The organism is Rhodococcus sp. B50 (assembly GCF_013602415.1).
In the GTDB taxonomy this organism is placed as follows: Bacteria; Actinomycetota; Actinomycetes; order Mycobacteriales; family Mycobacteriaceae; genus Rhodococcus.
In genome coordinates this window covers 4,521,526-4,545,654 of the sequence record NZ_WPAG02000002.1, presented here as the reverse complement: position 1 = coordinate 4,545,654, position 24,129 = coordinate 4,521,526, and the positions used below count along the sequence as shown (strand labels likewise).

The following is a 24,129-nucleotide window of genomic DNA, read 5'->3' as shown; positions in this document are numbered from 1 at the left end:
GGTGTTGTCGGGCTCAGTTGCCGTTGAAGAACTTGCGCAGTCTCGTGGACAGCGGATGCGTCACGTTGAGGCTTCCACCGCGGACCTTGCCGGTCACCACGACGTGCAGCGGTCCGTACGGCGCACCGCCACGCACCTTGGACGACACGCTCGACGCGACATTCTCCACACCGTTGACGTCCGCCGTGGCTTCGGCGGGCAACACGATGCTGATCGAACTGAGGTAGTCGCTCACGTCGATCCGTACCACCTGCGTCTGCATCACCGCCTCGGTGAAATCGAGGGTCACCGAGGACGCGACGGTGTCCAGGGCGATTGCGGGCGGCACGTGCCAGCGGCCCTTCCGTTCGACGCTGGAGACACGCCCCTTGATCACCAGAGGAGCACCCTGGCCGGGAGCGGGGAACGCCGCTGCGGTCGGCGCCGGGTACGAGGCCTGCGACATCCCGGGAAGATTGTGTTCCTGGAACTCGGGACGGATCTGGATGCCCGGCAGGTCGACGAGCACCTGGTTCAGATCGCCTCGGGTCTTGGCGGCGAGGACGGTGTCCATCCGCTCGGTGAACTCGCCGAGGGAGAGCATTCCCTGCCCGACCGCCCGCTGGAGAAGTTCCCCGACGTGCTCGCGCTCGGCGTCCGACACCCGCAGATCCCTCGGTTCCATGCCCACGAGCTTAACGGGACACTCGGTATGCCTCAGCAGTCACTCGAGACCCTGTTCGATGACGTACCGGGTGAGTTCGACCCGGTTGGCGAGTTGCAGTTTGCGCAGCGTCGCCTGGACGTGGTTCTCCACCGTGCGGTGGCTGAGCGTCAGCCGCGCAGCGATCTGTTTTGCCGACAGACCCTTCGCGACCAGCCGCAACACCTCGGTCTCGCGTCCTGTCAGGGTGGGCGGGGGGCGTCTGTCCGCGACGTCGTTCGACATGCGGCGATACTCGCCGAGCACGAGGCCGGCCAGCCCGGGAGTGAAGACGGCCTGCCCCCGCGCGGTCGCAAGGACAGCGTCGACGAGTTCGTGCACCGAGGCGCTCTTCACGAGATAACCGGATGCCCCGGCCTTGACCGCACCGAGGACGTCGTCCCGTTCGGAGGACGCCGACAGGACGAGCACCCGGCTGTCCGGAGAGACCTCGAGGACCGCGCGGGTCGCCTCGGTGCCGGTGCCGTCGGGCATCGCCATGTCCATGAGCACGACGTCGGGGCGGACGACCGCGGCGCGGCGCGCGGCGCTCGCGACACCGTCGGCCTCGGCAACCACCGTGAACCCGGCCTCCTCGAGGTCGCGTCCGACGGCGTTACGCCAGATGGGATGGTCGTCGACCACCATCACGCTGACAGCGCCACGCATCTGTGCGGTGTTCTCGTGGGCTTCCCCATTGATCTCGGCCACTCATTCCCCCTTCGGTACCCGGATCTCCCATTCGGTTCCTTCGCCTGCGGTGCTGTCGAGCAGCGCCACACCGCCGAGCCATTCCGCGCGCCCGACGATCGACTTGGACACCCCCATGCGTCCCTGGTCGCGAGCTTCGTCGAGTCGGCCCGGCCCGATCCCGACGCCGTCGTCCCGGATGCTGAGGACGATCTCGTCGCCGAGATCCTCGAGGAGGATGTACGCGGCGGCTCCGGCCCCGGCGTGCAAGTGCGTGTTCGACAGGGCCGCGGTCGTGAGCGCAGCGAGTTCCTCGGCCCGATCCCGGGGGAGCATGATCGGATCGGCCGGCGCGGACACCGTCGCGGCGGTACCGGCGCGGGCCCGCACGAGGGCTGTGAGGTCGGCGTTCTCGCCACCGCGATCGACATGGGTCTCCTGCTCGGAGATCAGTTGCCGCAGCGCGGCCTCCTGCTCCCGTGCCAGCTCCGCGAGTTCCGTCGCGCCCCCACCCAGCTCGAGTCCGCGCCGTTGTACGAGGGCGAGTACCTGCAGCACTCCGTCGTGCACCTGACGGGCGAGTCTGTCCCGTTCCTCGGTGGCGGCTGCGACTCGCACCGCCTGCTCGAGCTGCCGGTGCGCGCTGCGCGCGGTGGTGGTCGCGAATCCCATCGCCACGCCACATGCGACGAGCACGGGCGCCGTCGCGTCCCGCCACAGATCCAGATTGATCTGGTCGCGCACGACCGCGCTGACGACGGACATCAGCAGTGCCGATCCGATGCCGGTGAGCGGACCGCCGAGGATCGCCGCCGACAGCACGGCGTTGGCGACCCATAACGTCGTGGGCATGGTCTGGTGGTTGCTGTACCACTCGTGGTCGGCGACCAGCCTGGTGGCCGCCATCAGCGCGACGGCGAGGATCTGGTCCACCGCGGTGACGGTGCGGCGCAGACGTGCCTCCCGGGAGAGCAGCACCGCCGAGACGAGCGACCACGCCACGAGCACCCCGACGAAAAGCCACGACAGGTTCGGACGGGTGTAGTTCACGACGGTCGAGAACTGCGATCCCACCGCGTACGCGACGGTCACGAGCCGGAACGCCTGGGCGGCCCGCCACAGGGGTGCGTCCGCGTCGGGACCGGTCGGAGACGGCCTCATCTGTACGTTTCGCACCTTTCGTCACGGTGGGTGGGCGAGTGAATCCAACCACTCCGCACCCCCTACGGTGACCGCCCCATCCTGTGACCGTCCGCACAGTGGTTTGATTTGAAGTCGTGCTGAGGTCGTACCGAGCTGTCGCCGCCACTCTTCGGAGTCGTTGGCCGCTCTACATGGTCTCCATGGGCGCCTCGAATCTGTTCGGCGCGCTGCTCGTGTTCGCCTTCGTCCGCTACGGGATCCCGATCGCCGAGACCGAGGCGATCGTCGCCGATCGCGTCCGTAACTTCGCGGTCTTCGCGGTGTACCTCGTCTTCGCCGGCATCGTGAGTCTCGGTGCTGCGGCGATCACGCTGCGCTCGGTCGTGCGGTGGCAGCTGCGCGGCGGCCCGCCCACCCGGGCGGAACAGATGGCGGCCCTGCACGCCCCGCTGCGACAGGCGATCGTCCACCTCGGACTGTGGCTGCTCGGCGGCGTGCTGTTCGTCTTCCTCACCGCCGAGGAGATGCCGTCGCTCGCGGTGGCGGTCTCGGTCACCGTCGCGATGGCCGCGACCAGCACCTTCGGTTTCACCTACATGCTCGGCGAACGCATCCTGCGGCCGGTCGCCGCGCGGGCGCTGAGCGAGGGCAACTTCGACCGGACGATGGCTCCGGGCGTGGGCACGCGCCTGGCCATGACCTGGGGGCTGGGCACGCTCATGCCGGTCGCCGGGATCGTGCTGCTGTGCGTGACCCAGCTGAGCGCGAACACCGACTTCGACGCCGACGCGCTCGCACTGTCCGTGCTTGCGCTCGCCGTGACGTCGATCGGGCTCGCTCTCGTGCTGTCGCTGCTCACGTCGGCGCAGATCTCCGACCCGATCAAGCAGTTGCGCTGGGCGATCGAACGCGTGCAACGCGGTGCCTCGGGGGTGCAGGTCGAGGTGTTCGACGGTAGCGAGATCGGCCGCCTGCAGGTCGGCTTCAACCGGATGATGGCCGAGTCCGACGAGCGCCGGCGGCTGCGCGAACTGTTCGGTCAGCACGTCGGTGAGGACGTCGCGCGTCGCGCCCTGCAGTACGGCACCGAACTCGGCGGCGAGACCCGATACGTCGCGGTGCTGTTCGTCGACATGGTGGGGTCGACGGCAACGGCCGCCGAGCGACCACCGAGCGAGGTCGTCGAACTGCTCAACGAGTTCTTCCGTGTCGTCGTCGAGGTGGTGGATCGACACAACGGCTTCGTCAACAAGTTCATGGGTGACGCCGCGCTGGTGATCTTCGGCGCTCCCCTCGACCGGCCCGACGCCCCCACGGCGGCTCTCGCGGCTGCACGCGAACTCCGTTTCGCTCTGGACGAGATCACCGGACTCGACGTGGGAATCGGCGTGTCCGCAGGACTCGCGGTGGCCGGGAACATCGGCGCGGCCGAGCGGTTCGAGTACACGGTGATCGGCGACCCCGTCAACGAGGCCTCGCGCTTGACCGAGTTGGCGAAACTGCGTCCCAGCAGGGTTCTTGCGTCGTCGAGCGCGCTGTATTTCGCGGGCGACGAGGAACGCAGCCATTGGGAACTCGGCGACGAGGTGCAGCTGCGCGGCAGGCGGCGGATGACCCATCTCGCGTGGCCGGTTCGCTATCCCGGAGTTCCCGGAGGGTCGAGTCGGACGGACGAATCGGACGCTTCGGCGGACGAGTGACGGTCCGTTCCGCGGGGCCCGTCGGCGGTGCGGAACGCCCATAGCGCCCTCTCCGCTACCCCACGGTCGGTTACGGTGAACAGCGTGGCGCAGCCGCACGACGATCCTCCATGCCCCGACGCCACGCCGCGCCGGGGCTCGTTCCGGTGGCTCAAGTGGGTGTCGGCAATCGCGCTCGTCGCCCTGCTGACCGTCGAGGCGATCTACCTGTGGCCGACGATGAGCGACTCGTGGCGTGCAGTCACCGAGATGCACTGGGGCTGGTTCGCAGCGTGTGTGCTGGCCCAGATGATCTCCCTCAGCGGCTTCGCCGGGGTGCAGCAACGGTTGCTCCGCGCGGGCGGAGTGCGTGTCGGGCACTGGCGCTCGGCGTCGGTGATCTACGGCAGCACCGCCATGGCGGTGACCTTGCCCGCAGGACCGGTCTTCTCCACGGCGTTCACCTACAAGCAGACGCGCAAGTGGGGCGCGACCCCCGTGGTCGCCTCGTGGCAGCTCGCCGTCTCGGGCGTCATCGCAGCGGCGACGCTCGCCTCGGTGGGCATGATCGGCGCGTTCGCCGTCGGTAGCCGGATCAGCCCGGTCACTCTCGTGTTGTCGCTCGCCGGTGCGGTCGCGTTGATCTTCGGGCTGCGGTACGTCGCGAAGAACCCCACCTCGATCGAGTCGGCAGGTGCGTGGGTCCTCCGCAAGGTCAACCGCATCACGAGGAAGCCGCGGGACACCGGCTTCGACGTCTTCGAACGCACCCTCGCGCAACTCGAGGCGGTCGAGCTCGCCCGCCGCGACGGCCTGGCCGCCGTGGCGTGGTCGGCCGTGCACCGCGCGGCCGACGTCGCGTGCCTCGGACTGGCGTGCTGGGCGGTGGGCGGTTCCCCGTCGGTGGCGGGCCTGTTCATCGCGTTCGCTGCGGCGAAGGCCGTGGGGAGCGTGCCCCTCGCACCCGGCGGCCTGGGATTCGTGGACGGCACCCTCATCGCAACGCTCACGGCCGCAGGGTTGAGCGCGTCGCAGTCGCTGGCCGCGGTCTTCGTGTACCGGATGGTGAGCTTCGCGTTCGTGGCACTGGCGGGCTGGAGTACGGTCGCCGCGATGTACCGGGGCAACGGCAGCGACGAGATCGACCCGATCGCCGAGCGCGCCGAACACGAGCGCAGCACCCTCGAGCGGCGACGTCGTCCGGTCGAGAATCCCGAACCGGCGTGATACACCTCACAATGTAGTTGCGCAAGCAACTATTTGGTGGCATGGTTGCAGTCAAGCAGTTGAAAGTTGAACCATCGAGGAGGACCACCATGACGACCGCCACCACCACCTTCCCCGGCCTGACCACCGGCACCTGGGCCATCGACCCCGTCCACTCGAACGTGGGCTTCACCGTCCGGCACCTCGTCGTCAGTAAGGTTCGCGGCACCTTCGAGAACTTCTCCGGCGCCATCACCGTCGCCGAGGACGGCACCGCATCGGTAAACGCCGAGATCGACGTCAAGTCGATCAACACCAAGAACGCCGATCGCGACGCCCACATCCGCTCCGCCGACTTCTTCGACGCCGAGCAGTTCCCCACCGCGACCTTCACCTCCACCGGCGTCCGCGCCAACGGTGAGGACTACATCGTCGCGGGGGACTTCACCCTCCACGGTGTCACCCGCCCGGTCGAGCTGAAGCTCGAGTTCAACGGCGTCAACCCCGGCATGGGCCAGGGCCCGGTCGCCGGCTTCGAGGCCACCACCGTCATCAACCGCAAGGATTTCGGCATCAGCATCGAGATGCCGCTCGAAGGCGGCGGAGCCGTCGTCGGCGACAAGATCACCATCACCCTCGAGATCGAGGCCGGCCTGCAGGCCTGAGTCTTCTCACACACGGAACGCCTCTCCTCCGGGAGAGGCGTTCCGTGCTCTACCGGCTCGGATCGTGCTCGAGAGCACGCGTCGGACGTTCCGGCTCCCTCCGCGTCGCCGCTACTCTGGAGCCGTGAAGAAGTACATCCCGGCGTTGGCGGTCGACGTCGTGCTCGTCGTCGTATTCGCCGCGCTCGGTCGTTCCAGTCACGACGAAGTGCTCGATCTCGTGGGACTCGCAGGAACGGCGTGGCCGTTCCTCGGCGGCCTCACCGTCGGATGGTTCCTCACCGCGTGGCTCTACCGCGACAAGTTCGACGCGTTCGCCGCCGTCCCCACCGGTCTGCTGGTGTGGGTGAGCACCCTCGTGATCGGCATGCTGCTCCGTGCCGTCACCGGACAGGGCACCGCGACGGCCTTCATCGTCGTCGCCACGATCTTCCTGGGGGTCTTCCTCGTGGGATGGCGCCTCGTCGTCCGCACAGTACAGCGCCGAAAGGTCCATGCCGGCTGATCCCCGGGCCCCGATCGGCGTGTGACGTAAATCTTCACACCGCCACGGGACATGTGATCTCCCTCCGCCGGATATGCGATTGCTTCGCGTGTGCGGCCCTCCCAGTGCCACAGTGGAGATCATGTCCACGCTGGAACCACCCACCCTGACCGGGTCCCGATCCGACCATCGGTTCTTCGGCCAGCCCCTGCCCCTGGCCAATCTGTTCGGTGTCGAGATGTGGGAGCGTTTCTCCTTCTACGGCATGCAGGGCATCCTGATCTACTACCTGTACTACTCGGCATCCGAGGGCGGGTTGGGGATCAGCCAGGCGGCCGCGACCTCCATCGTCGGCGCCTACGGCGGCACGGTCTATCTGTCGACGATTCTCGGGGCGTGGATCGCCGACCGGTTGCTCGGTTCCGAACGCACCCTGTTCTACAGCGCCGTGCTCATCATGTTCGGCCACATCGCCCTTGCAGTCCTGCCCGGTTTCGCCGGGGTCGGGGTGGGCCTGGTGCTGGTCGCGTTCGGTAGCGGTGGTCTCAAGGCCACGGCGACGTCGATCGTCGGCGATCTGTACGACGAGCAGGACCCTCGGCGCGACGCCGGGTTCTCCATCTTCTACATGGGGATCAACATCGGCGCACTCGTCGGTCCGTTGCTCACGGGCTTCCTGGCCGATCGCCACGGTTTCCACTGGGGCTTCGGTCTCGCCGCAGTCGGTATGTTCCTGGGCCTGCTGCAGTACACGATCTACCGCAAGCATCTCGGCGACATCGGCAAAGTGCCACCGCACCCCCTGCCCGCCGAGACACGCACGAAGGCAGCCGGGATCGGTCTGGTCGCCGTGGTCCTCATTGCGATCGCGGCGCTCACCGGCCTCATCACGACGAACAACATGTCCGACATCGTCGTCGTCCTGACGATCGTCGCGACCGTCACCTACTTCGTCATCATGCTGTCGAGCAGGCAGATCACGTCGATCGAACGCAGCCGGGTGCTCTCGTTCATCCCGATGTTCATCGCGAGCGCGGTCTTCTGGTCGCTCTTCCAGCAGCAGTTCACGATGGTCGCCGTCTACGCCGACACGCGCCTGAACCGCGACCTGTTCGGCTGGGAGTTCCCGCCGTCCTGGGTGCAGTCCATCAACCCGGTCTTCATCATCATCTTCGCCGGCGTGTTCGCCGCCATGTGGACCAGGCTCGGGCCGCGACAGCCGTCGTCGCCCATCAAGTTCGCGGCCGGCACGATCATCATGGGCATCGCATTCCTGTGCTTCATCCCCATGGCCGGTGGCGGCGCCAACAGCGCTCCCCTGCTCGGGCTGGTCTTCATCCTGCTGCTGTTCACCTTCGCCGAGCTGTTCCTGTCCCCCGTCGGACTGTCGCTGTCGACGAAACTCGCGCCGAAGAACTTCCATACGCAGATGGTCGCGTTGTTCTATCTCTCCGTCGCCTGCGGCACGGCCATGGCCGGCACCCTCGCCGGGTTCTACGACGAGAGCAACGAGGTGCCGTACTACCTGTGGATCGGCGGAGCGTCGATTGCGGTGGGCATCGTGCTCGCCCTGTTCTCGCCGCGCATCAAGAAGCTCATGCACGGCGTGCAGTAACGCCACTCAGCGGAGAGCCAGCCATACCGCCAACCCGAACCCTGCGAGCGCGACACCCACGCGCAGCAGGTTCGGGGGTATGCGCCGCACGAGGGGCGGGCCGCAGTAGCCACCGGCGAACGCGCCGACCGCCATCGCCGCCGCCGCACCCCAGTGCACGGGCCCGAAGACGGCGAACCCGATCGCCGCGACGAGATTGGCGACGCCGAGCAGGTAGCTCTTGAGGATGCTCGCGCGCCAGATCTGCTCGGACGTGCAGACCAGCACCAGCGCGTAGAAGACCACGCCCGCTCCCGCACCGAAGTAGCCGCCGTAGACCGCGACGACGAAGACCGCCACGGAGAACACCCGCGGCAGGTCGCGGCCGCCGGCCAAGGTGCGGATGCGTGGCTGGAGCAACAACGCCAGGGCGGCGAGCGCGACGAAGCCGGGCACGACCGCCTCGAACGAATCGGGCGGGGCCACGAGCAGGACGACCGCCCCGGTCACGCCGCCGAGCGCGGCGTAGAGCGTCCACCACCACACCCGGGGACCGGTGTCGACGACTTCCCGCGCCGAGTTGGACAGCGCTCCGACGCCCACACCGACCATCGCCACGGTGTTGGTGACGTTCGCCGCGACCGGCGGGAGGCCGACGGCGAGCAGCGCCGGATAGGAGACGATCGACGCCAGGCCGGTGACGAACCCGACGACACCTGCGAAGAATCCGGCACCCACGAGCAGGGCCACGTCGAGGACAGTCACGGTCGCTCAACGTACCGTGCGCCGCGGAGCGGTCCCCGGCGGATCAGTCGCCGAGCAGTGGTTCGCCCAGCTTGCGCAGAAAGGTGTCGGCCATCTTGATCGCGCGGTCGCCGCCGTCCGCGTCGGCGACGAAGACCGCGAAGGCCAGATCGCCGCCGGTGTAGCCGAAGAACCACCGGTCGTCGCCGCTCGCCGCGGCGATACCCGCGAGACCGGCGTGTCCGCGAAGGTAGGACGCGGGACCGTTCTGCACGTTGTCGATCATCATGCCGCGCAGGGCGTCGATCACCGAGCCGGGCAGCGCCTCGGGGGCCTCGTGGACGACGGTCTCCTGTCCCTGGACGATCGTGGGGACAGCGGCGCTGCCCCGAGCGACCGAGGCGGCCAGCACCGCGGCACCGAGGGGGGTGATCAGATTCTCGTCGGAGTCCGATCCGGCGAACTGGACCACACCGGAGCGGTTGTGCCCGATCTGTGCGGTCTCGAAATCGAAGCCCGGTACCTCGTAGTCGAGGCCGAGTCCGAGGCTGCGGGCCGTCGTGGCGATGTCGTCCGAGCTCACATCGTTCGGGTCGACTCCTCGCTCGAGGCCGGCTGCCAGCCGAAGCGGATCGAGGACGCCCCCGGCCGGGTAGAGACCGTGGGTGAGCACCGGGCCCAGTTCCATAGCCCAGTTGTTGACGTCGGCGGCGAGGACGCCGCCGGTCGACGGCTGGATGGCGACCAGCGCGGCCGGCGTACCTGCGGTGACGACCGCTTCCTTCGCGGCGAGCTGCACCTGGGAATCGACCGTCGCCTGCAGATCCGGAGGCGGCGGACCCTGGAAACCGGCCACCTGGATCGGGCCGCTCTCGGGATCCTCGAGCGTGACCGCCCAGCCTGCGGTCCGGTCGCGTTCGAGCTGCCAGGCCGAGCGCAGCGAATCGAGCAGAGGTGTGGAGATCCGGCGATCGGCACTGATCAAGGTGGGGGTGGTGAGCACCTCGACACCCGGGATGGACACGATGCCGTCCTCGAGGAACTGGTAGTCCTGGTCGCGGAGCTTGACCGCGGTGACCCGGTTGCCGGGGTTCTCGTCCATCCGCTCCTGCATCAGCTGGGCAGTGACGACGGGCGCGACCGGCTCGAGAACAGCGGCCAGGCGCCTGGTGGTGTCGGCGGGGTCGGGCATGACCGCCGGGTCGAGCACCACGGCGTTGATGGTCTGTTCCTCCATGAGGAGACGGCCGGTGCGGTCGAAGATCTTCGGCGGCGCGGCATCGGTGCGCACGTGGTGGACGGTGCGCCCGCCCGACAGGTCGGGTACGACGACCTCCGGGTCCCAGGACACACGCCAGCCGACGGCGAGCTTCCGCACCGCTCCGGTGACCTGGTACGACCAGTCCTTGCCTTCGCCGAAGTTCCATCCCGCGGAGAGGGTGAAGTATCCCGACTCGTCGTTGAGTTCGACGAGCTGGGTGACGTCGTAGTCGACGGTGCCGTCGGACAGGCCGTCGTACATCTGCGCGATCGTTTCCTCCGCCGCGTTCGGATAGGAGGTCAGGGCCGCCGCTGCGGCTGCATCCCGATCGTCGAGGGCGGCGACGAAGTCGTCGACGAGGCGTTGCGGCTCGCTTCGAGAATCCGAGAACACAACTGTCGTCAGCGCGACGACAGCCACGACGAGGCACACGGCGAGCGCGACGATACGCCCTCGTTTCCCCCGCCAATCACGAAATCTCATATGTAACAACCTTCACTTCAGTCACACGAGATACCAGCACGCGTTGTGCACGAACCAATCACAATTGCGCCACGCGCCCTACCCCCTCAGCCATCGCCCCGCCGCTTCGACTGCGGGGGCCGAGCCGTCCGCCCCTGCTACGAACACCGCAAAGGCAAGATTATCCTGTGAGCCGATAAACCAGCCGTGCGCCCCGACGTTGTCACCGTACTCCGCCGTCCCCGTCTTCCCCGTCAGATCGGGAATGTCGCGCAACGTACCCGCTGTACCCTCGATCACAGTCTCGCGCATCATCTCTCGCAGTGCCGCGAGCACGTTCTCCTGCACGGGTTCGGCGTCCCGATCGGGTGTGGCCGGCTGTCCCTCGACGAGCATCGGGGCGGGCGTCCGGCCGTTCGCGACCGAGGCCGCGACCAGCGCCATCCCGAACGGCGACGCCGTCACCCGACCCTGTCCGATGGCTGCCTCCACGCGGGCGGCATCGGTGTCGGCGACCGGCACGTCACCCGTGACCGTGACGAGACCGGGCGTGACGTAGTCGATGCCGAGACCGAACCGTTCGGCCGTCGCGCGCAAGGCGTCGGGCGGCAGATCGAGGGCGAGCTGCCCCATGGTCGTATTGCACGAGAACGCGAACGCGGTGTGCAGCGGCACGGGCCCGAGGTCGAAGTTCTCGTCGTTGGGAATCGTGCGCGAGCCGATCGAGGCGACCCCCGGGCAGGGCAGCACGGTGTCCGGTTCGGCGAGCCCGGCACCGAGTGCTGCCGCCGTCGTCACCACCTTGAACGTCGAGCCCGGCGGGTAGAGCCCTGTCGTGGCCACCGGCCCCTCGGCGTCGGCCGCCTCGTTCTGGGCCATCGTGCGGATCGCACCCGTCGCGGGCTCGATCCCGACGATCACCGCGGGAGTATCGAAGGTCGAGAGGACGTCCTCGGCCCGTCGCTGCAGGTCGAGGTCGATCGTGCTGGTCAGGTCCGGGGCCTCCGGTCCCGACTCGCCTGCGACCTGAGTGGTGGCACCGTCCGCTGCGACCCGCCGGACCACCCAGCCCGCCGAGGCGTCCTGCCCTTCCTGCCAGAGTTCGGCGAGACCGGACCACACGGGTGAGGCGAGAGCGCGCTCGGTGGTGAGCAGACGGGTCTGCGGTACGAGCGTCACGCCGGGCAGCGCAGCGAGGCGGTCCTCGATGGGTGCGAGGTCGTCCTCGCGCAGGGTGATCACCCCCGCGGCACCGCCACCGGCCGCCGCGACCTGCTCGGTGAGGCTCTCCGCCGTGATGGTCGGGACGACCGTGGCCAGCACGGGCGCAACCGCAGCGGGGTCGGCGGTGGCATCGAGGTTCACGACGGTGACGACCTGCTCCCCCATGAGCGGCTGCCCGGCCCGGTCGAAGATCGTCGGCGGGGCACCGGCCGTCGTCAGGTACTGCAGCGTCGCGCCGCCCGTCAGCTCCGGCGAGAGTACGGCAGGATCCCAGCGGACACGCCACGCGTCGGCCGCCGGATCCTCCGTCGCGCTGCCGGTGGTGCGGTACGACCAGGCGCGGCCCTCCCCGAAGGTCCACGTCACGTCGAGATCGAAGGTGTCGCCGTCGCCCGTGCCCGCGACACTCACGGTGGGATCGTCGTTGCCGAGCCCCTCCAAGAGGGCGTCGATGGCGGCTTCCGCAGCCGCCGGATCGGTGGTCAGCGCGGCCGCCCCGGCGACGTCGCCGGCATCGAGAGCGGCCGCGAACTCCTCCGCGATCGTCTCCGGCTGGTCGGGGCCGGTCGCGCACGCCGGCAGCGACAGCACCGTCGCTGTCGCGACACCCAGGGTCAGCAGTCGGATCCGCACGGTCCCGATCATGCCTGCACTTTCGGTCCCGTGCCCGTTACCGCAGGTAGGAGTCGGGGTGAAATATTCGGTTGCATCCCGGACGGTGCAGGATCCACCATGGTGTTCGCATCCCGTACCCGTCGATCGGAGAAGTCCGTTGCTCCTGTGAGCGGTTCCGTCCCCGCGCAGTCGCGCCGCCGACCCTCACCTTTCGGGAGCCACCATGTCTTCATCCGGTATCACGCTGTCCGCACTCTCCTACGTCCATCCGGACGGCACCTCCGCCGTCCAGGATCTCGATGCCGTCGTCCCGGCCGGGCGGATCGGCCTGGTGGGCCGCAACGGAAGTGGGAAGACCACTCTGCTCCGGCTGATCGCGGGCGAACTCCGCCCGACCTCGGGTTCGTCGACCGTACGGGGGCGGGTCGCCTATCTCCCCCAGGACGTCACGCTCGATCCGGCGGTGCCGGTCGATTCGGTCCTCGGCATCGGTGAGATCCGAAAGTCTCTGCGACGCATCGAATCCGGATCGTTCGACGATCGGGATTTCGAGATCGTCGGCGACCGATGGGACATCGAGGACCACGCGCTCGCGCTCATGCATCGCGTGGGTCTCGACCGGATCCTGCACGATACCGGCGATTTCGATCGCACCGTCGGTCAGCTCTCCGGTGGCGAGACCGTGCTGCTCGCCTTCACCGCCCGGTTGCTCGACGAACCGGACGTGCTGCTGCTCGACGAGCCGACGAACAATCTCGACGCCGACGGTCGTGAGCGACTGGAGGACGCGCTCGACAGGTTCCCCGGTACGGTGCTGGTCGCCGGGCACGACCGGGAACTGCTCGCGGGGACGGATTCGATCGCCGAACTGCGCAACGGCTCGTTGCGCCTGTTCGGCGGTGGTTTCGGCGAGTACGAACGGATCGTCGCGGAGGAACAGGAGGCTGCGCGGGCCGCGGTGCGGGACGCCCGCAACGACGTACGGCGCCAGGCCCGCGAACTGGCGGCGGCACACGTCACGATCGCCCGGCGGCAACGCTACGGGCAGAAGATGTACGAGCAGAAGCGCGAACCCAAGATCGTCATGGGCGCGCGAAAACGGCAGGCGCAGGAATCCGCCGGGCGTTTCCGCCGCGAGCACGAGGAGGATCTGACCACGGCACGGGAGAACCTGGACCGTGCGAAGGACGCGGTGCGCGACGATCCGGAGATCCGCATCGACCTGCCCGGGACCGCGGTTCCGCCCGGGCGGCGGGTGGCGGACGCACCGCTCGAGATCGTCGGACCGGAACGGATCGCACTGCGCGGGCCCAACGGGTCGGGGAAGACGACCCTGCTGCACCGCATCGTCGACGCGGAACCCCATGTTCCCTTCGCGTTGCTCCCGCAGCGCCTCGACATCTTCGACGACGATCGTTCGGTCGCGGAGAACGCCGAGGATCGGGCGCCGCACCTGACTCCGCAGCAGGTGCGGGCACGTCTGGCGCGCTTCCTGTTCCGCGGACGCCAGGCCGAGGTGCCCGTGGGCGCACTGTCGGGCGGCGAACGGTTGCGGGCTGCGCTCGCGATCGTGCTCGCGGCAGATCCCGCTCCGCAGCTACTCCTGTTGGACGAGCCCACCAACAACCTCGACCTGGCCGGCCTCGCGCATCTGACCCAGGCCTTGCGCGCCTACAACGGTGCGCTCGTGGTGGTCTCGCACGACGAGCGATTCCTCGAGGAGGTCGAGGTGGATCGGTCGGTCGAACTCGGGGGATGAGCCGTTCGGACATACTGCTGGGATGAACCACGCGACGAATCCCGCCGACGGCACCCGGATCCGGTTCACCACGGCGGGCGCGGAGGAGTCACCGGCGGTTCTGCTCGTCCACGGCAGTGCACTGTCGTCGGCGGTGTGGAAAGCATTCGGTTACGTGAAGGCGCTCGGTGGGGATTTCCGGCTGGTCATGCCCGATCTGCGTGGACACGGCCGCAGCGACACCCCTCACGACGAGGACGCCTACGCGATGGACGCGATCGTCGGGGATCTGCTCGCCGTTCTGGACGCAGCAGGGGCCGACCGGGTGCACTACGTCGGCTATTCGTTCGGTGCCCGTGCGGGACTCGCGCTGGCCGTCGCAGCCCCCGAGCGGCTGGCGAGCCTGACCCTGCTCGGTGGGAGCGCCCGGCCCCAAGAGGGATCGATGGACGCGATGTTCTTCCCCGGCACAGTCGACGTGCTCGAACGCGACGGCATGGACGGTTTCGTCCGTGCCTGGGAAGAACGGCGTCGCAGTCCTGTCGATCCCGCGACACGCTCGGCGTTCCTGAAGAACGACGCGCGTGCCCTCGCCGCCTACTTCCGCCGGTCGGATCGGGAACCGGGGATCGACGACGACACGCTGGCCGGCATCGACGTGCCCGTCCTCGCCGTCGTCGGGTCGGAGGACCGCCTGCGTGTGGAGGACACCCGCGCGTTGTCGCGCACCGTGCCCGGTGCGCGACTCGCGATCCTGCGCGGGGTGGATCATGCCGAGACGGTCTCGGCCGCACTACCTGCGGTCGAGACCTTTCTCTCGGCACGCGCACGCCTGAACTGACCGGCGCGCCGGCCTGCTCAGGCCGGGACGACGACCTGTTCGCGTGGCGTCATCGTCGCTGCAGTCCGGGACTGCGGAGCGATCCGGTGCGGCACCATCGCCGCTTTCTCCTGCGCAGCGCGGGCGACCGCCTGCTGCCGGCCGGCACCGGAGGCTTCCATCAGCAGCGCCGACACCGCCCGCTTCATGACCTCGACGGCTTCGGGCACGGACAGTCGCAGTACGTCCCGCAGCGACACCCAGGTCGGCCAGGTCGTCGACACTCCCAGCAGATTCTCGATGTGGGTCCGGACGGTGTCGTCGACCCCCTCGAACTGGTCGGCGAACAACGCCCTGATCTCGTACCGCGCCCGGTCGAGATAACGCACGCGATTGCGCTGCAACTCCCGCGAGAACGGCGCGCGGATCTCGGACGACCGCGCGAACGGCGCGATGTATTCGAGCAGTTCCGCCCGCTGCTTGCAGTAGGCGTCGATCCGCTCCTCGAGCGGCAGCGACGGGTCGATCGGCTCGTAGGCGTCGTCCTGGCGCCGCATGAGTTCGGCGCCGGTTGCGGCGAACAACGTCTCGAGATCGCCGAAGTGTCCCCACAGCGATCGCAGGGACACCCCGGCCCGCGAGGCGATCTGCGCCCCTGTGGGTTTGAGCTCTCCCGCCCGGATGAGCGCGATATGAGCCTCTATGACGGCCTGCCGGGTGCGCTCTGCACGAGCGCTCCGACCGTCCGTCGTGACCGGCGGCTTTTCGCCGCCCTTTCGTTCCGCGTACATCGCTCCCCCGATTTCCGCTCGGATTCCCCTCTGGAACCGGTCACTCCCCTCGTCGGTGACCGGCATAACTTTTCTCATGGCGAACAATAGTCGACACACCGGGCGAATTGTCATCCCCCTACCCGGCATTTGTCCCTTTTGCGTGTTTCGAGCGGTGATATCCAGGGGTTACTGTGCGAGTAATCCCCTCGCGATATGTGTTACCTGAATTTCGTTACTCCCGGCGTAGATCATCAGCGATTTCGCATCCCGGGCGAGTTGTTCCACGCGATATTCGGCCATGTATCCGTTCCCACCGAACAACTGCACGGCCTCCATCGCCACCTCGGTCGCCGCCCGCGACGAGTACAGCTTCATCGCGGACGCCTCCGACAGGCTCACCGGCTTTCCCGCCTGCGTGCGTTCGATGGCGCTGAAGACCATGTTGCGAACGTTCACTCGCGCGATCTCCATCTCGGCAAGCTTGAGCTGGATCAACTGGAACTGCGCGATCTCCTTGCCCCACAGCTTCCGCGACTTCGCATACTCGGTGCACAGCTTCAGGCACTGCTCGATGATGCCCAGAGCCAGATAGGCGATGCCGATACGCTCGGTGGCGAACGATTCCCGTGCGCTGTCCTTGCCGTCGCTGCGGCCACCCTCCTCGGTCTCCCCGAGCAACCGATCGCGGGTCAGGCGCACGTTGTCGAAGAACAACTCTCCCGTCGGCGAGGAATTCATGCCCATCTTCTTGAAGGGCGGGCTCTGGGTGAGTCCCTCCATGCCCTTGTCCAGCACGAATGCGAGCACCTTGCGGTCGCGGCGATCCACCGAGGGATCCCCCTCGTCGAGTTTCGCGTACACGATGATCACGTCGGCGTACGGACCGTTGGTGATGAAGGTCTTCTGCCCGTTGAGGATGTAATCCTCCCCGTCGCGGCGCACCGTCGTCTTCATCCCACCGAACGCATCGGAGCCCGAATCGGGTTCGGTGATAGCCCATGCGCCGACCTTCTCGAAGGTCACCAGCTCCGGCAACCACCGCTTCTTCTGCGCGAGGGTTCCGCGGCTGCGGATCGTCCCCGCGGTCAGGCCGAGGCTGACGCCGAGCGAGGCGATGAGCCCGAGACTGACCCCGGCGATCTCGATGTTGAGCAACGCCGCCATCCCCGGCGACCCGCCGGTACCCCCGGACGACCCCGAAGACTTCTCTCCGCGTTCCTCTTTCGCGAGGGCAAGGTCGAGCGACTCGCGAGCCATCTCGTCGATGCCGAAAGTCGCGTACAACTTCCGGATGATGTCGTACGGCGGCAATTCTCCCGACTCGAGACTGTCGACGTGCGGACGGATTTCCTTCTCTATGAATCCGCGCAGTGCATCGCGGAACATGAGGTCTGTGTCGGACCACTCGTACATGCACCGAACATAGAACAGGTGGCGATTCCGACCCGCGGTTTCGTCCCACTGGGCACCCGAAAACCCTCCACATACCGCGTGCCGGTACTAGCCTTCGCCGCAGAGCGCTCCGTCGGCGAGAGGGACATCGGAGATGGTCGATACGAGTGGGTTTGCCGGCACCGACGTCCTCGCCCTGCACATGGGCGACGGCCTGATCGCCGACCGCGCATCGGCGTGGTTCTTCGTCATCGCCGTGATCGGGATCAGCATCGCCGCCTGGTATGCGCGCAGCGACCTGAACAAGCGGATGGTGCCGACGGCGGCGGCGGTCTGCGCCCTGCTGTTCGCCCTGCAGGTGGTCGACGTGCCGGTCCTGCCGGAGGTCAGCGGGCACGTCGTGGGCGGCGCGCTCGCGGCGATCCTGCTCGGCCCGTTCGTGGGCGCGGTCGCGCTGACGATCGTCCTGGTGGTGCAGGCCTTCGTCTTCGCCGACGGGGGCCTGTCGGCGCTGGGCGCCAACGTCACCAACATGGTGCTCGTCGCTGTCGCCGCCGGTTTTCTCACCGCGACGGCGCTGCGCGCACTGTGCGAGCACCGTGGCATTCGGCCGTTCGTCACGCTCGGCCTGGTTTCGTTCGTCGGCGGGTTCGTCTCGGTCCTCGCCGCGGTGACGGGCTTCGTCGTCGAATACGCACTCGGCGGCACCTCCACGGTGCCGGTGTCGAACATCGGGTTCCTCTATGCGACGCACGTTCCGGTCGGGATGGTCGAAGGCCTGGTGACGGCCGCCGTGGTACTAGCCGTCGCGCGCGTCTCCCCTGAGTCCGTCCATCTCACGCGACTGCCGGTCAACCCCCTCGACGCGAATGCATCCCCGCCGCCGCCTCCGCGCCCGCGCGCCCGAGGCACGCTGTTCGTGGGCCTGGCGTTCACCTCACTCGTCGTGGCGGGGATCCTGGCACCGCTCGCCGTCGACACCCCCGGCGCTCTCGAAGTGGCCACCACGCGCGGCTGCGAGATCGACACGCTCGCCGACGACCTCTCGGGCGACTGCATGGCACAGGACGTCGAGGAGCACCGACTCGCCGACAGCGCGCTCGCCGACTACACGATCGACGGCCGCCCCGGTTCGACGGGCGTGGCCGCGGTGCTGGGAACACTCGGCACCTTCGTCCTGGCAAGCGTGTGTTTCCGTGCTCTCGTACCGCGCCCCCTGAACACTGCCACCCCTGAGCGGAACACGCAGCAGCGGAGCAACTCCGCAGGCTGAGTCCGCAGGCGACACGGGCCGTCGGTCAGCGGCGGAGGTGCGCCTCGACGGTCGCTGCTGCCATGGCGCGGCCGAACCGGATCGGTTCGACGGCGTGCTCGAACTTGCTGCCCGACAGGGCACCGTCGTAGATCAGTTGCACGCGCCGGGCCACGACCTCGGATTCGGTCGCCCCGGCGAGATTCAGCAGGTCGATGAGCGTCGAATTCAGCCATTTCCGGTGTGCGAGTACCGGTTCGAGGGACTCCTGCGGAAACTCCGTCGCGGCGTTGGCGTACTGGCATCCCCGGAAGTTCTTCTTCGGCGCCGACTGCATCGCGAGATCGAAGAAGGTGAGGATCTTCGCGATCGGATCGTCGAGCGGTTCGACGGCGGCGTGCCATCGCTGCCGGTCACGCCGGTCGAGATCGTTCAGATACGCGAGCACCAGTGCGTCCTTCGACCCGTACGACGAGTAGAGGCTCGCACGGGCGACGCCGGCCTCGGCGAGGATGCGGTCGATCCCCACCGCACGGATGCCGTGTTCGGCGAAGAGCCTGCTCGCGGTGTCGAGCAGACGCGCGGCGGGCGAGGGCTTGGACGGCGAGGACTCGGCCGTCCCCTTCGGCTCGGCCGTGCCCTCCGGAGAACCGGTTGCAGAACTCTCGACGGACGTACGCACGTACCCAGGGTAACGGACACGGCGCGATAGACAGACCGTTCTATTCACAGTACGGTGGAGCACGTGACACGCAGCCTTCTGACTCGCCGCCTGCACGTGGATCTCGTGCGGGTGTCGACTGCTGCGTGTTGTCGCTCCCCTCTCTGACCGGCTTCGTCTGCGCGCGCCGCATGTCGTAGTCGCCCCGTCCGAAGACGAAGCGGGGCCCCGTCGCGCCCGGACCGGTCACAGTTCCAACCCGCTCTTCCCGGAAGGTGACCCCATGTCGCTGTATCTCTACGAACTCGTACCCACCGAGGGCCAGGCCGAGGCTGCCATCAAGGCTTTCGACGACGCTGTCGTCGCTGCCGGCGGCGAACTGATCGAATCGCAGGTCACCACCGGCGGCACGCGTGTGTTCGCGATCGCCGAGTTCGACGCGTGCCGCCCCGCCCAGCTCGAGTCCGCCTCCCTCGAGGTCGCGGAGGTCGTCGGACCGAACGAGGTCCGCCTCGTCGGCGCCGAGCTCGATCAGATCAAGGCCACCCGCCCCGAGGCCGGTTACCTCGTCGAATGGGACATCCCCGACACGATCGACATGGAGACCTACCTCGCCCGCAAGAAGGCGAACTCGCCGAAGTATGCCGATGTCCCCGAGGTGAGCTTCCTGCGCACCTACGTCCGCGAGGACATGGACAAGTGCCTGTGCTTCTACAACGCCCCCGACGAGGCCGCGGTCGTCCGCGCCCGCGAGGTCGTCAGCACGCCCATCGATCGTCTCCACTCCCTCGAAGGATAAGCACCCGATGACCGCGGCCATTGACCGAACGAGCGAGCAACAGCGCGCGGCGATCGCAGAATTCGTACGCGATCGCGCCGCTGCTCTCGATCGCGGAGAAACCGACATCCGCACCGACATCGCCCGCACGGGCGAACTGGGCCTGCTCCACAAGGGGCTGGACGGGGAATGTCTCTCCGAGATGGTCGCGGTCATCGACGAGGTTGCCGCCGAATCGCTCACCGTCGGTTTCTCGCTGTGGGCGCAGCGTATGGCACTCGAATACATCGATCGCGCACCGCAATTCCTGCGCGACCGGTATCGGGACGATCTCGCATCCGGCCGCACGATCGGCGTCACCGCCATGGCCGCGGCCCTCAAGCACCTCGCCGGACTCGGCGAACTCCCCCTCGTCGCCGAGCGGACCGACGACGGAATCACCGTCACCGGACCGATCCACTGGGCGTCCAACGTCTTTCCCGATTCGGTGATCGTCTTCCCGGCCCGTACGGCGGGCGGGGATCGCCTCGTCGCCGTGGTCCGCGCCGACACCGACGGCATCACCATCGCGGATTCGCCCGAACTACTCGCGCTGGGTGCCACGTCGTCGACCTCCCTGAAGTTCGACGGTGTGCAAATCCCGCAGTCGCACATCCTCACCGAGAACCTCGCCGGCTTCTGCGGCTCGATCCGGCCCACCTTCATGATGCTGCAGACCTCGTTCTGCGTCGGCATCGCACGCGCGTCGCTCACCGAGGCCGCAGCACGCCTGCACGGACTCGGCGAACAGTTCACCGGTGAGTACGAAGAACTCTCGGCCCGCTACGAGTCGCTGCGCGAGCGGTTGTACCGCTTCGCCACCGACCCCGGCGCGATCGATCCGGCGGAGTTCATCCGCCTGCGTCTCGACGGTTCGGTCGTCGCGGTCGCCGCGACCCGCCTCGAAGCGACCCTGCGCGGTGGTGCCGGGTACGCGACGGCGAGCGCCACCAACCGCCGGTTCCGCGAGGCGGCTTTCCTGCCCATTCAGTCGCCGTCGGAAGGACAGCTTCGGTGGGAACTGTCGCAGTACGAATAACGAACGGATACAAGAGCTTCGCCGGTCGTCGGGCCCCGGTCCTCCAGGGAGTGGACCTGGACATCGCGACCGGTGAGTTCCTCGTCGTGCTCGGCAGCAGCGGTAGCGGCAAGTCGACCCTGCTCCGGATCGTCGCGGGTCTCGATCATCTCGATCGCGGCTCCGTCGACTGGCCCGACACCGAGGGCGACAACCGTCCGCACACGGGAATGGTCTTCCAGCAGCCCTTCCTGATGCCGTGGCTGACGGTTCGCGAGAACATCGCCTTCGGTGGACGTTTCGCCGCTCACCGCGAGCGGTTCGACACCGTCTACGCCGATTCCCTCCTCGAACGCTTCGGCCTCTCCTCGCTCGCCGGCTACTACCCCGACCAGCTGTCCGGTGGTCAGGCGCAGCGCATCGCGGTGATCCGTGCCGTCGCGGTGCGTCCGCGGCTGCTGCTGCTCGACGAGCCGTTCAGCGCCCTCGATCCGGCCACCCGATCCGATCTGCGGTCGTGGCTCGGCGAACTCGCCCGCGATCTCGGCTTCACGACGGTCCTCGTCACCCACGACATCGACGAGGCGCTCGAACTGGCCGATCGCATCGCACTCTTCGGGAGTTCGGGTGTGGTGCAGCAGGAATGGTCGCTCGGCGACATGTCGGCACTCGACCGCGACGCTCTGCGCCCGGCGATCCTTGCGCACTACCGCGATTCGTCGCTGTCCGCGACATGACCGATCCGGGTCTGTTCAGCCGTCGCACCCTGATGCGCGGGGCGCTCGGGCTTGCGGCTGCCGGTGGTGTCGCGGGTGTCGTCGACCTCGCGCGCACCGCGACCGCCGACCGCACCAACCGCACGGGGCAACTGCGCATCGGCTACCTGCCGATCACCGATGCCGCACCGCTGCTCGTCGCGCACGGGTCGAGTCTGTATCCCGCCGGTGTGGTCGATTCGGCGAAGCCGGTGCTCTTCCGTAGCTGGGCGTCGCTCGCCGAGGCCTTCATCAGCCGACGCGTCGACGTCGTGCACCTGCTCATGCCCATGGCGGTCCAGTTGCGGTACAGCTTGGGCAGTTCCGTGCGGATCCTCGGCTGGAACCACACCAACGGCTCGGCGCTGACAGTCGCGCCGCACATCACCGACCTGAGCGATCTCGCCGGGCAGCAGGTGGCAATCCCGTTCTGGTGGTCGATCCACAACATCGCCCTGCAGCAGCTGTTGCGGGCGCACGGATTGACGCCTGTCGTGCGGGAGGCGCCGTCGAAGTCCGCCCGCACCGTCGGACTCGTCGTCATGGGACCGTCCGACATGATCCCGGCGCTGGCGAACGGGTCGATCGCCGCGTTCACCGTCGCCGACCCGTTCAACGCCGCCGCGGAGGTCCGCGGAGTGGGTCGGATCCACAGGTTCCTCGGCGACGTCTGGCGCGACCACGCGTGCTGCGCCCTGCTCGTGCACGAGGACCTGATCGAACGCGACCCCGTCGGCGTCCAGGCCCTCACCGACTCGGCGGTCTCCGCCCAGTTGCAGATCGGTGCCGACCGCCAGGCCGCCGCCGCGATGCTGTCGTCCGGATATCTGCCGCAGCCGCTGCCCGCGATCACCAAGGCGCTCACCTATCCCGACCGCGAGGCCGGAACGGTGCATCCGCAGTGGCAGCCGCAGCGCATCGGGTACCAGCCGTTCCCCTTCCCGAGTTTCACCGCGGCGCTGATCGAAGCGATGCACGACACCGTCGTCGACGGCGACACGCGTTTCCTGTCGCGTCTCGATCCTGCGACCGTGCACGACGATCTCGTCGACGACCGGTTCGTCCGCACGTCCCTCACCCGCGTCGACGGCACCGATGCCTTCGGCCTTCCCGCCGATCTCACCCGCACCGAGGAGGTCGATCCATCGTGAGCGCCCCGACCAGCACCGCTCCGGAACCGACCCGCACCGCCCGGCGGTTGCCGTTGGTCCCCCAGGCCGTCGCCATCGTCATCGCCGTGGCCCTGTGGTGGTTCGTCACGACCGTGCTCGTCGCACCGGATTCGCTCGTGCGGGACTTCGCTCCGCAGTACGTCTTCCCGGCGATCGTGGATCTGTTCGCGCGCGGTGTCCTGCTGCCCGACACTCTCGCGAGCCTGTGGCGTCTGCTGGTGGGGTTGTTGATCGCCGCCACCCTCGGCATTCCGCTCGGGCTGCTGATCGGGCTCAACCCGCTGGTCGAGCGCGCGACGATGCCCATCATGCAGTTCCTGCGGATGATCTCGCCGCTGTCCTGGGCGCCGATCGCAGTGGCGCTGTTCGGTATCGGTCACCAGCCGGTCTTCTTCCTCATCGCCGCCGCGGCGATCTGGCCGATCGTCATCAACACGGCGGCCGGCGTGCACGGCATCGACCAGGGCTACCTGATGGTCGCCCGCTCGTTCGGCGCAACCCGCCTCGAACTGCTCACCACCGTCGTCCTGCCCGCCATCCGCGCGCAGGTGCAGACCGGTCTGCGGGTCGGTCTCGGTATCGCCTGGGTCGTGCTCGTCCCCGCCGAGATGCTCGGTGTGCGTTCCGGTCTCGGCTACCAGATCCTCAACGCCCGCGACCAGCTCGCCTACGACCAGGTCATGGCCGTGATCGTCGTGATCGGTTTTCTCGGTTTCTGGCTCGACTGGGCGGCCCGGCATCTGTTGCGCGAACGCCGCAAGCCGGTGAGCGTGGAGGAAGCCGACCGCCCCTTCTGATCCCGGATCAGGATCCGAGCGGCATCAGCACGAACACGGGAAGTTCCCGGTCGGTGCGCTTCGCGTACAGCGCGTAGTTCGGCCATGTCCGCAGCAGCACCTGCCACAGCCGTTCGCGTTCCTCACCCTCCGCGACCCGCACCGACACCGCATATTCGTGCCCGTCGTACAGCACCTCGGCCCGGTCGGCCGCGCGCAGGTTGACGGCCCAGGCCGGCGCTTTCGGGTGCCCCCAGTTCGACCCCACCACGAGCCATCCCCCGTCGTGCGGTACACACAACAGAGGTGTGGAACGCGGTTCGCCGGTCTTCCGGCCCTTCACGGTGAGGACGAGAGACGGCAGCCCCGCGATCGCGAGCAGGGTCACCTTGCCGCGTGTGACGCGCTGGATGGTCTTGTCCACCGCGATGATCGGCCGTGAATACCGCGGCAACCACGGCAACGCTCCGATACGGACAGCGACCGGTCGGAGCGGATTCATGCGG

General features: G+C 68.1%; 24 protein-coding genes. 14 read left to right on the top strand and 10 right to left on the bottom strand.

The genetic code is table 11. The features are described from left to right. Positions 1 to 13 precede the first annotated feature (13 nt). The 3 genes from GON09_RS21420 to macS all read right to left on the bottom strand — a co-directional run bounded on the left by GON09_RS21420 (position 14) and on the right by macS (position 2,533). A complete protein-coding gene (locus tag GON09_RS21420; protein ID WP_213933620.1) occupies positions 14 to 664 on the bottom strand; it encodes a DUF1707 SHOCT-like domain-containing protein in 651 nt (216 codons plus the stop codon). A 39-nt stretch (positions 665 to 703) separates the two neighbouring features. Beyond that, on the bottom strand, positions 704 to 1,330 hold the full coding sequence (locus GON09_RS21415; RefSeq protein WP_060650815.1) for a response regulator: 627 nt from the start codon (positions 1,328 to 1,330) through the stop codon (positions 704 to 706). Positions 1,331 to 1,393: 63 nt separating this feature from the next. Continuing rightward, a complete protein-coding gene (gene macS / locus GON09_RS21410) occupies positions 1,394 to 2,533 on the bottom strand; it encodes a MacS family sensor histidine kinase (protein WP_213933619.1) in 1,140 nt (379 codons plus the stop codon). Positions 2,534 to 2,706: 173 nt separating this feature from the next. On the opposite strand from macS, the gene GON09_RS21405 reads away from it, so the two are divergent. The 5 genes from GON09_RS21405 to GON09_RS21385 all read left to right on the top strand — a co-directional run bounded on the left by GON09_RS21405 (position 2,707) and on the right by GON09_RS21385 (position 8,164). Further along, positions 2,707 to 4,215, top strand: coding sequence for an adenylate/guanylate cyclase domain-containing protein (locus tag GON09_RS21405; protein WP_213934563.1), 1,509 nt, complete (start codon positions 2,707 to 2,709; stop codon positions 4,213 to 4,215). A gap of 84 nt (positions 4,216 to 4,299) precedes the next feature. Next, positions 4,300 to 5,421 carry a lysylphosphatidylglycerol synthase transmembrane domain-containing protein gene (locus GON09_RS21400; protein ID WP_307854442.1) on the top strand — a complete coding sequence of 374 codons (1,122 nt, stop codon included), beginning with the start codon at positions 4,300 to 4,302 and terminating at the stop codon, positions 5,419 to 5,421. 89 nt (positions 5,422 to 5,510) lie between these two features. Beyond that, entirely contained in the window at positions 5,511 to 6,065 is a 555-nt protein-coding gene (locus GON09_RS21395; protein WP_060650323.1) for a YceI family protein, read from the top strand. Between the two features lie 124 nt (positions 6,066 to 6,189). Continuing rightward, the gene (locus GON09_RS21390; RefSeq protein ID WP_213933616.1) at positions 6,190 to 6,570 is read left to right on the top strand and encodes a DUF3054 domain-containing protein; all 381 of its coding nucleotides are present in this window, start codon (positions 6,190 to 6,192) and stop codon (positions 6,568 to 6,570) included. Between the two features lie 121 nt (positions 6,571 to 6,691). Next, positions 6,692 to 8,164 (top strand): peptide MFS transporter, encoded by a 1,473-nt coding sequence (locus tag GON09_RS21385; RefSeq protein WP_213933615.1) that lies wholly within the window; start codon positions 6,692 to 6,694, stop codon positions 8,162 to 8,164. A gap of 6 nt (positions 8,165 to 8,170) precedes the next feature. Here the strand turns inward: GON09_RS21385 and GON09_RS21380 are convergent, their stop codons facing one another. The 3 genes from GON09_RS21380 to GON09_RS21370 form a co-directional block, all read right to left on the bottom strand. Continuing rightward, positions 8,171 to 8,908 (bottom strand): sulfite exporter TauE/SafE family protein, encoded by a 738-nt coding sequence (locus GON09_RS21380; protein ID WP_213933614.1) that lies wholly within the window; start codon positions 8,906 to 8,908, stop codon positions 8,171 to 8,173. 43 nt (positions 8,909 to 8,951) lie between these two features. Then, entirely contained in the window at positions 8,952 to 10,631 is a 1,680-nt protein-coding gene (locus GON09_RS21375) for an NTF2-like N-terminal transpeptidase domain-containing protein (protein WP_244865589.1), read from the bottom strand. Positions 10,632 to 10,709: 78 nt separating this feature from the next. Continuing rightward, positions 10,710 to 12,479 (bottom strand): penicillin-binding transpeptidase domain-containing protein, encoded by a 1,770-nt coding sequence (locus tag GON09_RS21370; RefSeq protein WP_213933613.1) that lies wholly within the window; start codon positions 12,477 to 12,479, stop codon positions 10,710 to 10,712. Positions 12,480 to 12,672: 193 nt separating this feature from the next. Between GON09_RS21370 and GON09_RS21365 the strand changes: the two genes are divergently transcribed. Both GON09_RS21365 and GON09_RS21360 read left to right on the top strand, forming a co-directional pair. Beyond that, positions 12,673 to 14,208: an ABC-F family ATP-binding cassette domain-containing protein gene (locus GON09_RS21365; RefSeq protein ID WP_213933612.1), complete on the top strand. Its 1,536-nt coding sequence runs from the start codon at positions 12,673 to 12,675 to the stop codon at positions 14,206 to 14,208. Positions 14,209 to 14,230: 22 nt separating this feature from the next. Continuing rightward, entirely contained in the window at positions 14,231 to 15,028 is a 798-nt protein-coding gene (locus GON09_RS21360) for an alpha/beta fold hydrolase (protein WP_213933610.1), read from the top strand. 17 nt (positions 15,029 to 15,045) lie between these two features. On the opposite strand, the gene GON09_RS21355 is transcribed toward GON09_RS21360, so the two are convergent. Further along, on the bottom strand, positions 15,046 to 15,636 hold the full coding sequence (locus GON09_RS21355) for a TetR family transcriptional regulator (RefSeq protein ID WP_213934561.1): 591 nt from the start codon (positions 15,634 to 15,636) through the stop codon (positions 15,046 to 15,048). 330 nt (positions 15,637 to 15,966) lie between these two features. Beyond that, the gene (locus GON09_RS21350) at positions 15,967 to 17,193 is read right to left on the bottom strand and encodes an acyl-CoA dehydrogenase family protein (protein WP_213933608.1); all 1,227 of its coding nucleotides are present in this window, start codon (positions 17,191 to 17,193) and stop codon (positions 15,967 to 15,969) included. Positions 17,194 to 17,326: 133 nt separating this feature from the next. Here GON09_RS21350 and GON09_RS21345 point away from each other — a divergent pair, with 133 nt between their 5' ends. Beyond that, positions 17,327 to 18,445, top strand: coding sequence for an energy-coupling factor ABC transporter permease (locus tag GON09_RS21345; protein WP_213933607.1), 1,119 nt, complete (start codon positions 17,327 to 17,329; stop codon positions 18,443 to 18,445). 25 nt (positions 18,446 to 18,470) lie between these two features. On the opposite strand, the gene GON09_RS21340 is transcribed toward GON09_RS21345, so the two are convergent. Further along, positions 18,471 to 19,106 carry a TetR/AcrR family transcriptional regulator gene (locus GON09_RS21340; RefSeq protein ID WP_213933606.1) on the bottom strand — a complete coding sequence of 212 codons (636 nt, stop codon included), beginning with the start codon at positions 19,104 to 19,106 and terminating at the stop codon, positions 18,471 to 18,473. 54 nt (positions 19,107 to 19,160) lie between these two features. On the opposite strand from GON09_RS21340, the gene GON09_RS28995 reads away from it, so the two are divergent. From GON09_RS28995 to GON09_RS21315, 6 genes are all read left to right on the top strand, one after another. Beyond that, entirely contained in the window at positions 19,161 to 19,253 is a 93-nt protein-coding gene (locus GON09_RS28995; protein ID WP_374195356.1) for a putative leader peptide, read from the top strand. A 115-nt stretch (positions 19,254 to 19,368) separates the two neighbouring features. Continuing rightward, a complete protein-coding gene (locus tag GON09_RS21335; protein ID WP_213933605.1) occupies positions 19,369 to 19,884 on the top strand; it encodes a DUF4242 domain-containing protein in 516 nt (171 codons plus the stop codon). A gap of 7 nt (positions 19,885 to 19,891) precedes the next feature. After that, a complete protein-coding gene (locus GON09_RS21330; protein ID WP_213933604.1) occupies positions 19,892 to 20,941 on the top strand; it encodes an acyl-CoA dehydrogenase family protein in 1,050 nt (349 codons plus the stop codon). Then, a complete protein-coding gene (locus tag GON09_RS21325) occupies positions 20,917 to 21,657 on the top strand; it encodes an ABC transporter ATP-binding protein (protein ID WP_213933603.1) in 741 nt (246 codons plus the stop codon). Before GON09_RS21330 ends, GON09_RS21325 begins: the two co-directional genes overlap by 25 nt. Continuing rightward, positions 21,654 to 22,826: an ABC transporter substrate-binding protein gene (locus GON09_RS21320; protein WP_213933602.1), complete on the top strand. Its 1,173-nt coding sequence runs from the start codon at positions 21,654 to 21,656 to the stop codon at positions 22,824 to 22,826. The genes GON09_RS21325 and GON09_RS21320 overlap by 4 nt, the downstream gene beginning before the upstream one ends. 47 nt (positions 22,827 to 22,873) lie before the next feature. After that, on the top strand, positions 22,874 to 23,644 hold the full coding sequence (locus GON09_RS21315; RefSeq protein ID WP_244866860.1) for an ABC transporter permease: 771 nt from the start codon (positions 22,874 to 22,876) through the stop codon (positions 23,642 to 23,644). 7 nt (positions 23,645 to 23,651) lie between these two features. On the opposite strand, the gene GON09_RS21310 is transcribed toward GON09_RS21315, so the two are convergent. Continuing rightward, positions 23,652 to 24,125, bottom strand: a complete 474-nt coding sequence (locus tag GON09_RS21310) for a nitroreductase family deazaflavin-dependent oxidoreductase (RefSeq protein WP_213933600.1) — start codon at positions 24,123 to 24,125, stop codon at positions 23,652 to 23,654. Between the last annotated feature and the right edge of the window lie 4 nt (positions 24,126 to 24,129).

Excerpts from the sequence above, each read along its gene's own strand:
- macS (WP_213933619.1), bottom strand. The coding sequence starts at position 2,533 with ATGAGGCCGTCTCCGACCGGTCCCGACGCGGACGCACCCCTGTGGCGG.
- GON09_RS21335 (WP_213933605.1), top strand. The coding sequence starts at position 19,369 with ATGTCGCTGTATCTCTACGAACTCGTACCCACCGAGGGCCAGGCCGAG.
- GON09_RS21385 (WP_213933615.1), top strand. The coding sequence starts at position 6,692 with ATGTCCACGCTGGAACCACCCACCCTGACCGGGTCCCGATCCGACCAT.
- GON09_RS21345 (WP_213933607.1), top strand. The coding sequence starts at position 17,327 with ATGGTCGATACGAGTGGGTTTGCCGGCACCGACGTCCTCGCCCTGCAC.
- GON09_RS21375 (WP_244865589.1), bottom strand. The coding sequence starts at position 10,631 with ATGAGATTTCGTGATTGGCGGGGGAAACGAGGGCGTATCGTCGCGCTC.
- GON09_RS21330 (WP_213933604.1), top strand. The coding sequence starts at position 19,892 with ATGACCGCGGCCATTGACCGAACGAGCGAGCAACAGCGCGCGGCGATC.
- GON09_RS21395 (WP_060650323.1), top strand. The coding sequence starts at position 5,511 with ATGACGACCGCCACCACCACCTTCCCCGGCCTGACCACCGGCACCTGG.
- GON09_RS21365 (WP_213933612.1), top strand. The coding sequence starts at position 12,673 with ATGTCTTCATCCGGTATCACGCTGTCCGCACTCTCCTACGTCCATCCG.
- GON09_RS21405 (WP_213934563.1), top strand. The coding sequence starts at position 2,707 with ATGGTCTCCATGGGCGCCTCGAATCTGTTCGGCGCGCTGCTCGTGTTC.
- GON09_RS21420 (WP_213933620.1), bottom strand. The coding sequence starts at position 664 with ATGGAACCGAGGGATCTGCGGGTGTCGGACGCCGAGCGCGAGCACGTC.
- GON09_RS21310 (WP_213933600.1), bottom strand. The coding sequence starts at position 24,125 with ATGAATCCGCTCCGACCGGTCGCTGTCCGTATCGGAGCGTTGCCGTGG.
- GON09_RS21320 (WP_213933602.1), top strand. The coding sequence starts at position 21,654 with ATGACCGATCCGGGTCTGTTCAGCCGTCGCACCCTGATGCGCGGGGCG.
- GON09_RS21370 (WP_213933613.1), bottom strand. The coding sequence starts at position 12,479 with ATGATCGGGACCGTGCGGATCCGACTGCTGACCCTGGGTGTCGCGACA.
- GON09_RS21350 (WP_213933608.1), bottom strand. The coding sequence starts at position 17,193 with ATGTACGAGTGGTCCGACACAGACCTCATGTTCCGCGATGCACTGCGC.
- GON09_RS21360 (WP_213933610.1), top strand. The coding sequence starts at position 14,231 with ATGAACCACGCGACGAATCCCGCCGACGGCACCCGGATCCGGTTCACC.
- GON09_RS21415 (WP_060650815.1), bottom strand. The coding sequence starts at position 1,330 with ATGGTGGTCGACGACCATCCCATCTGGCGTAACGCCGTCGGACGCGAC.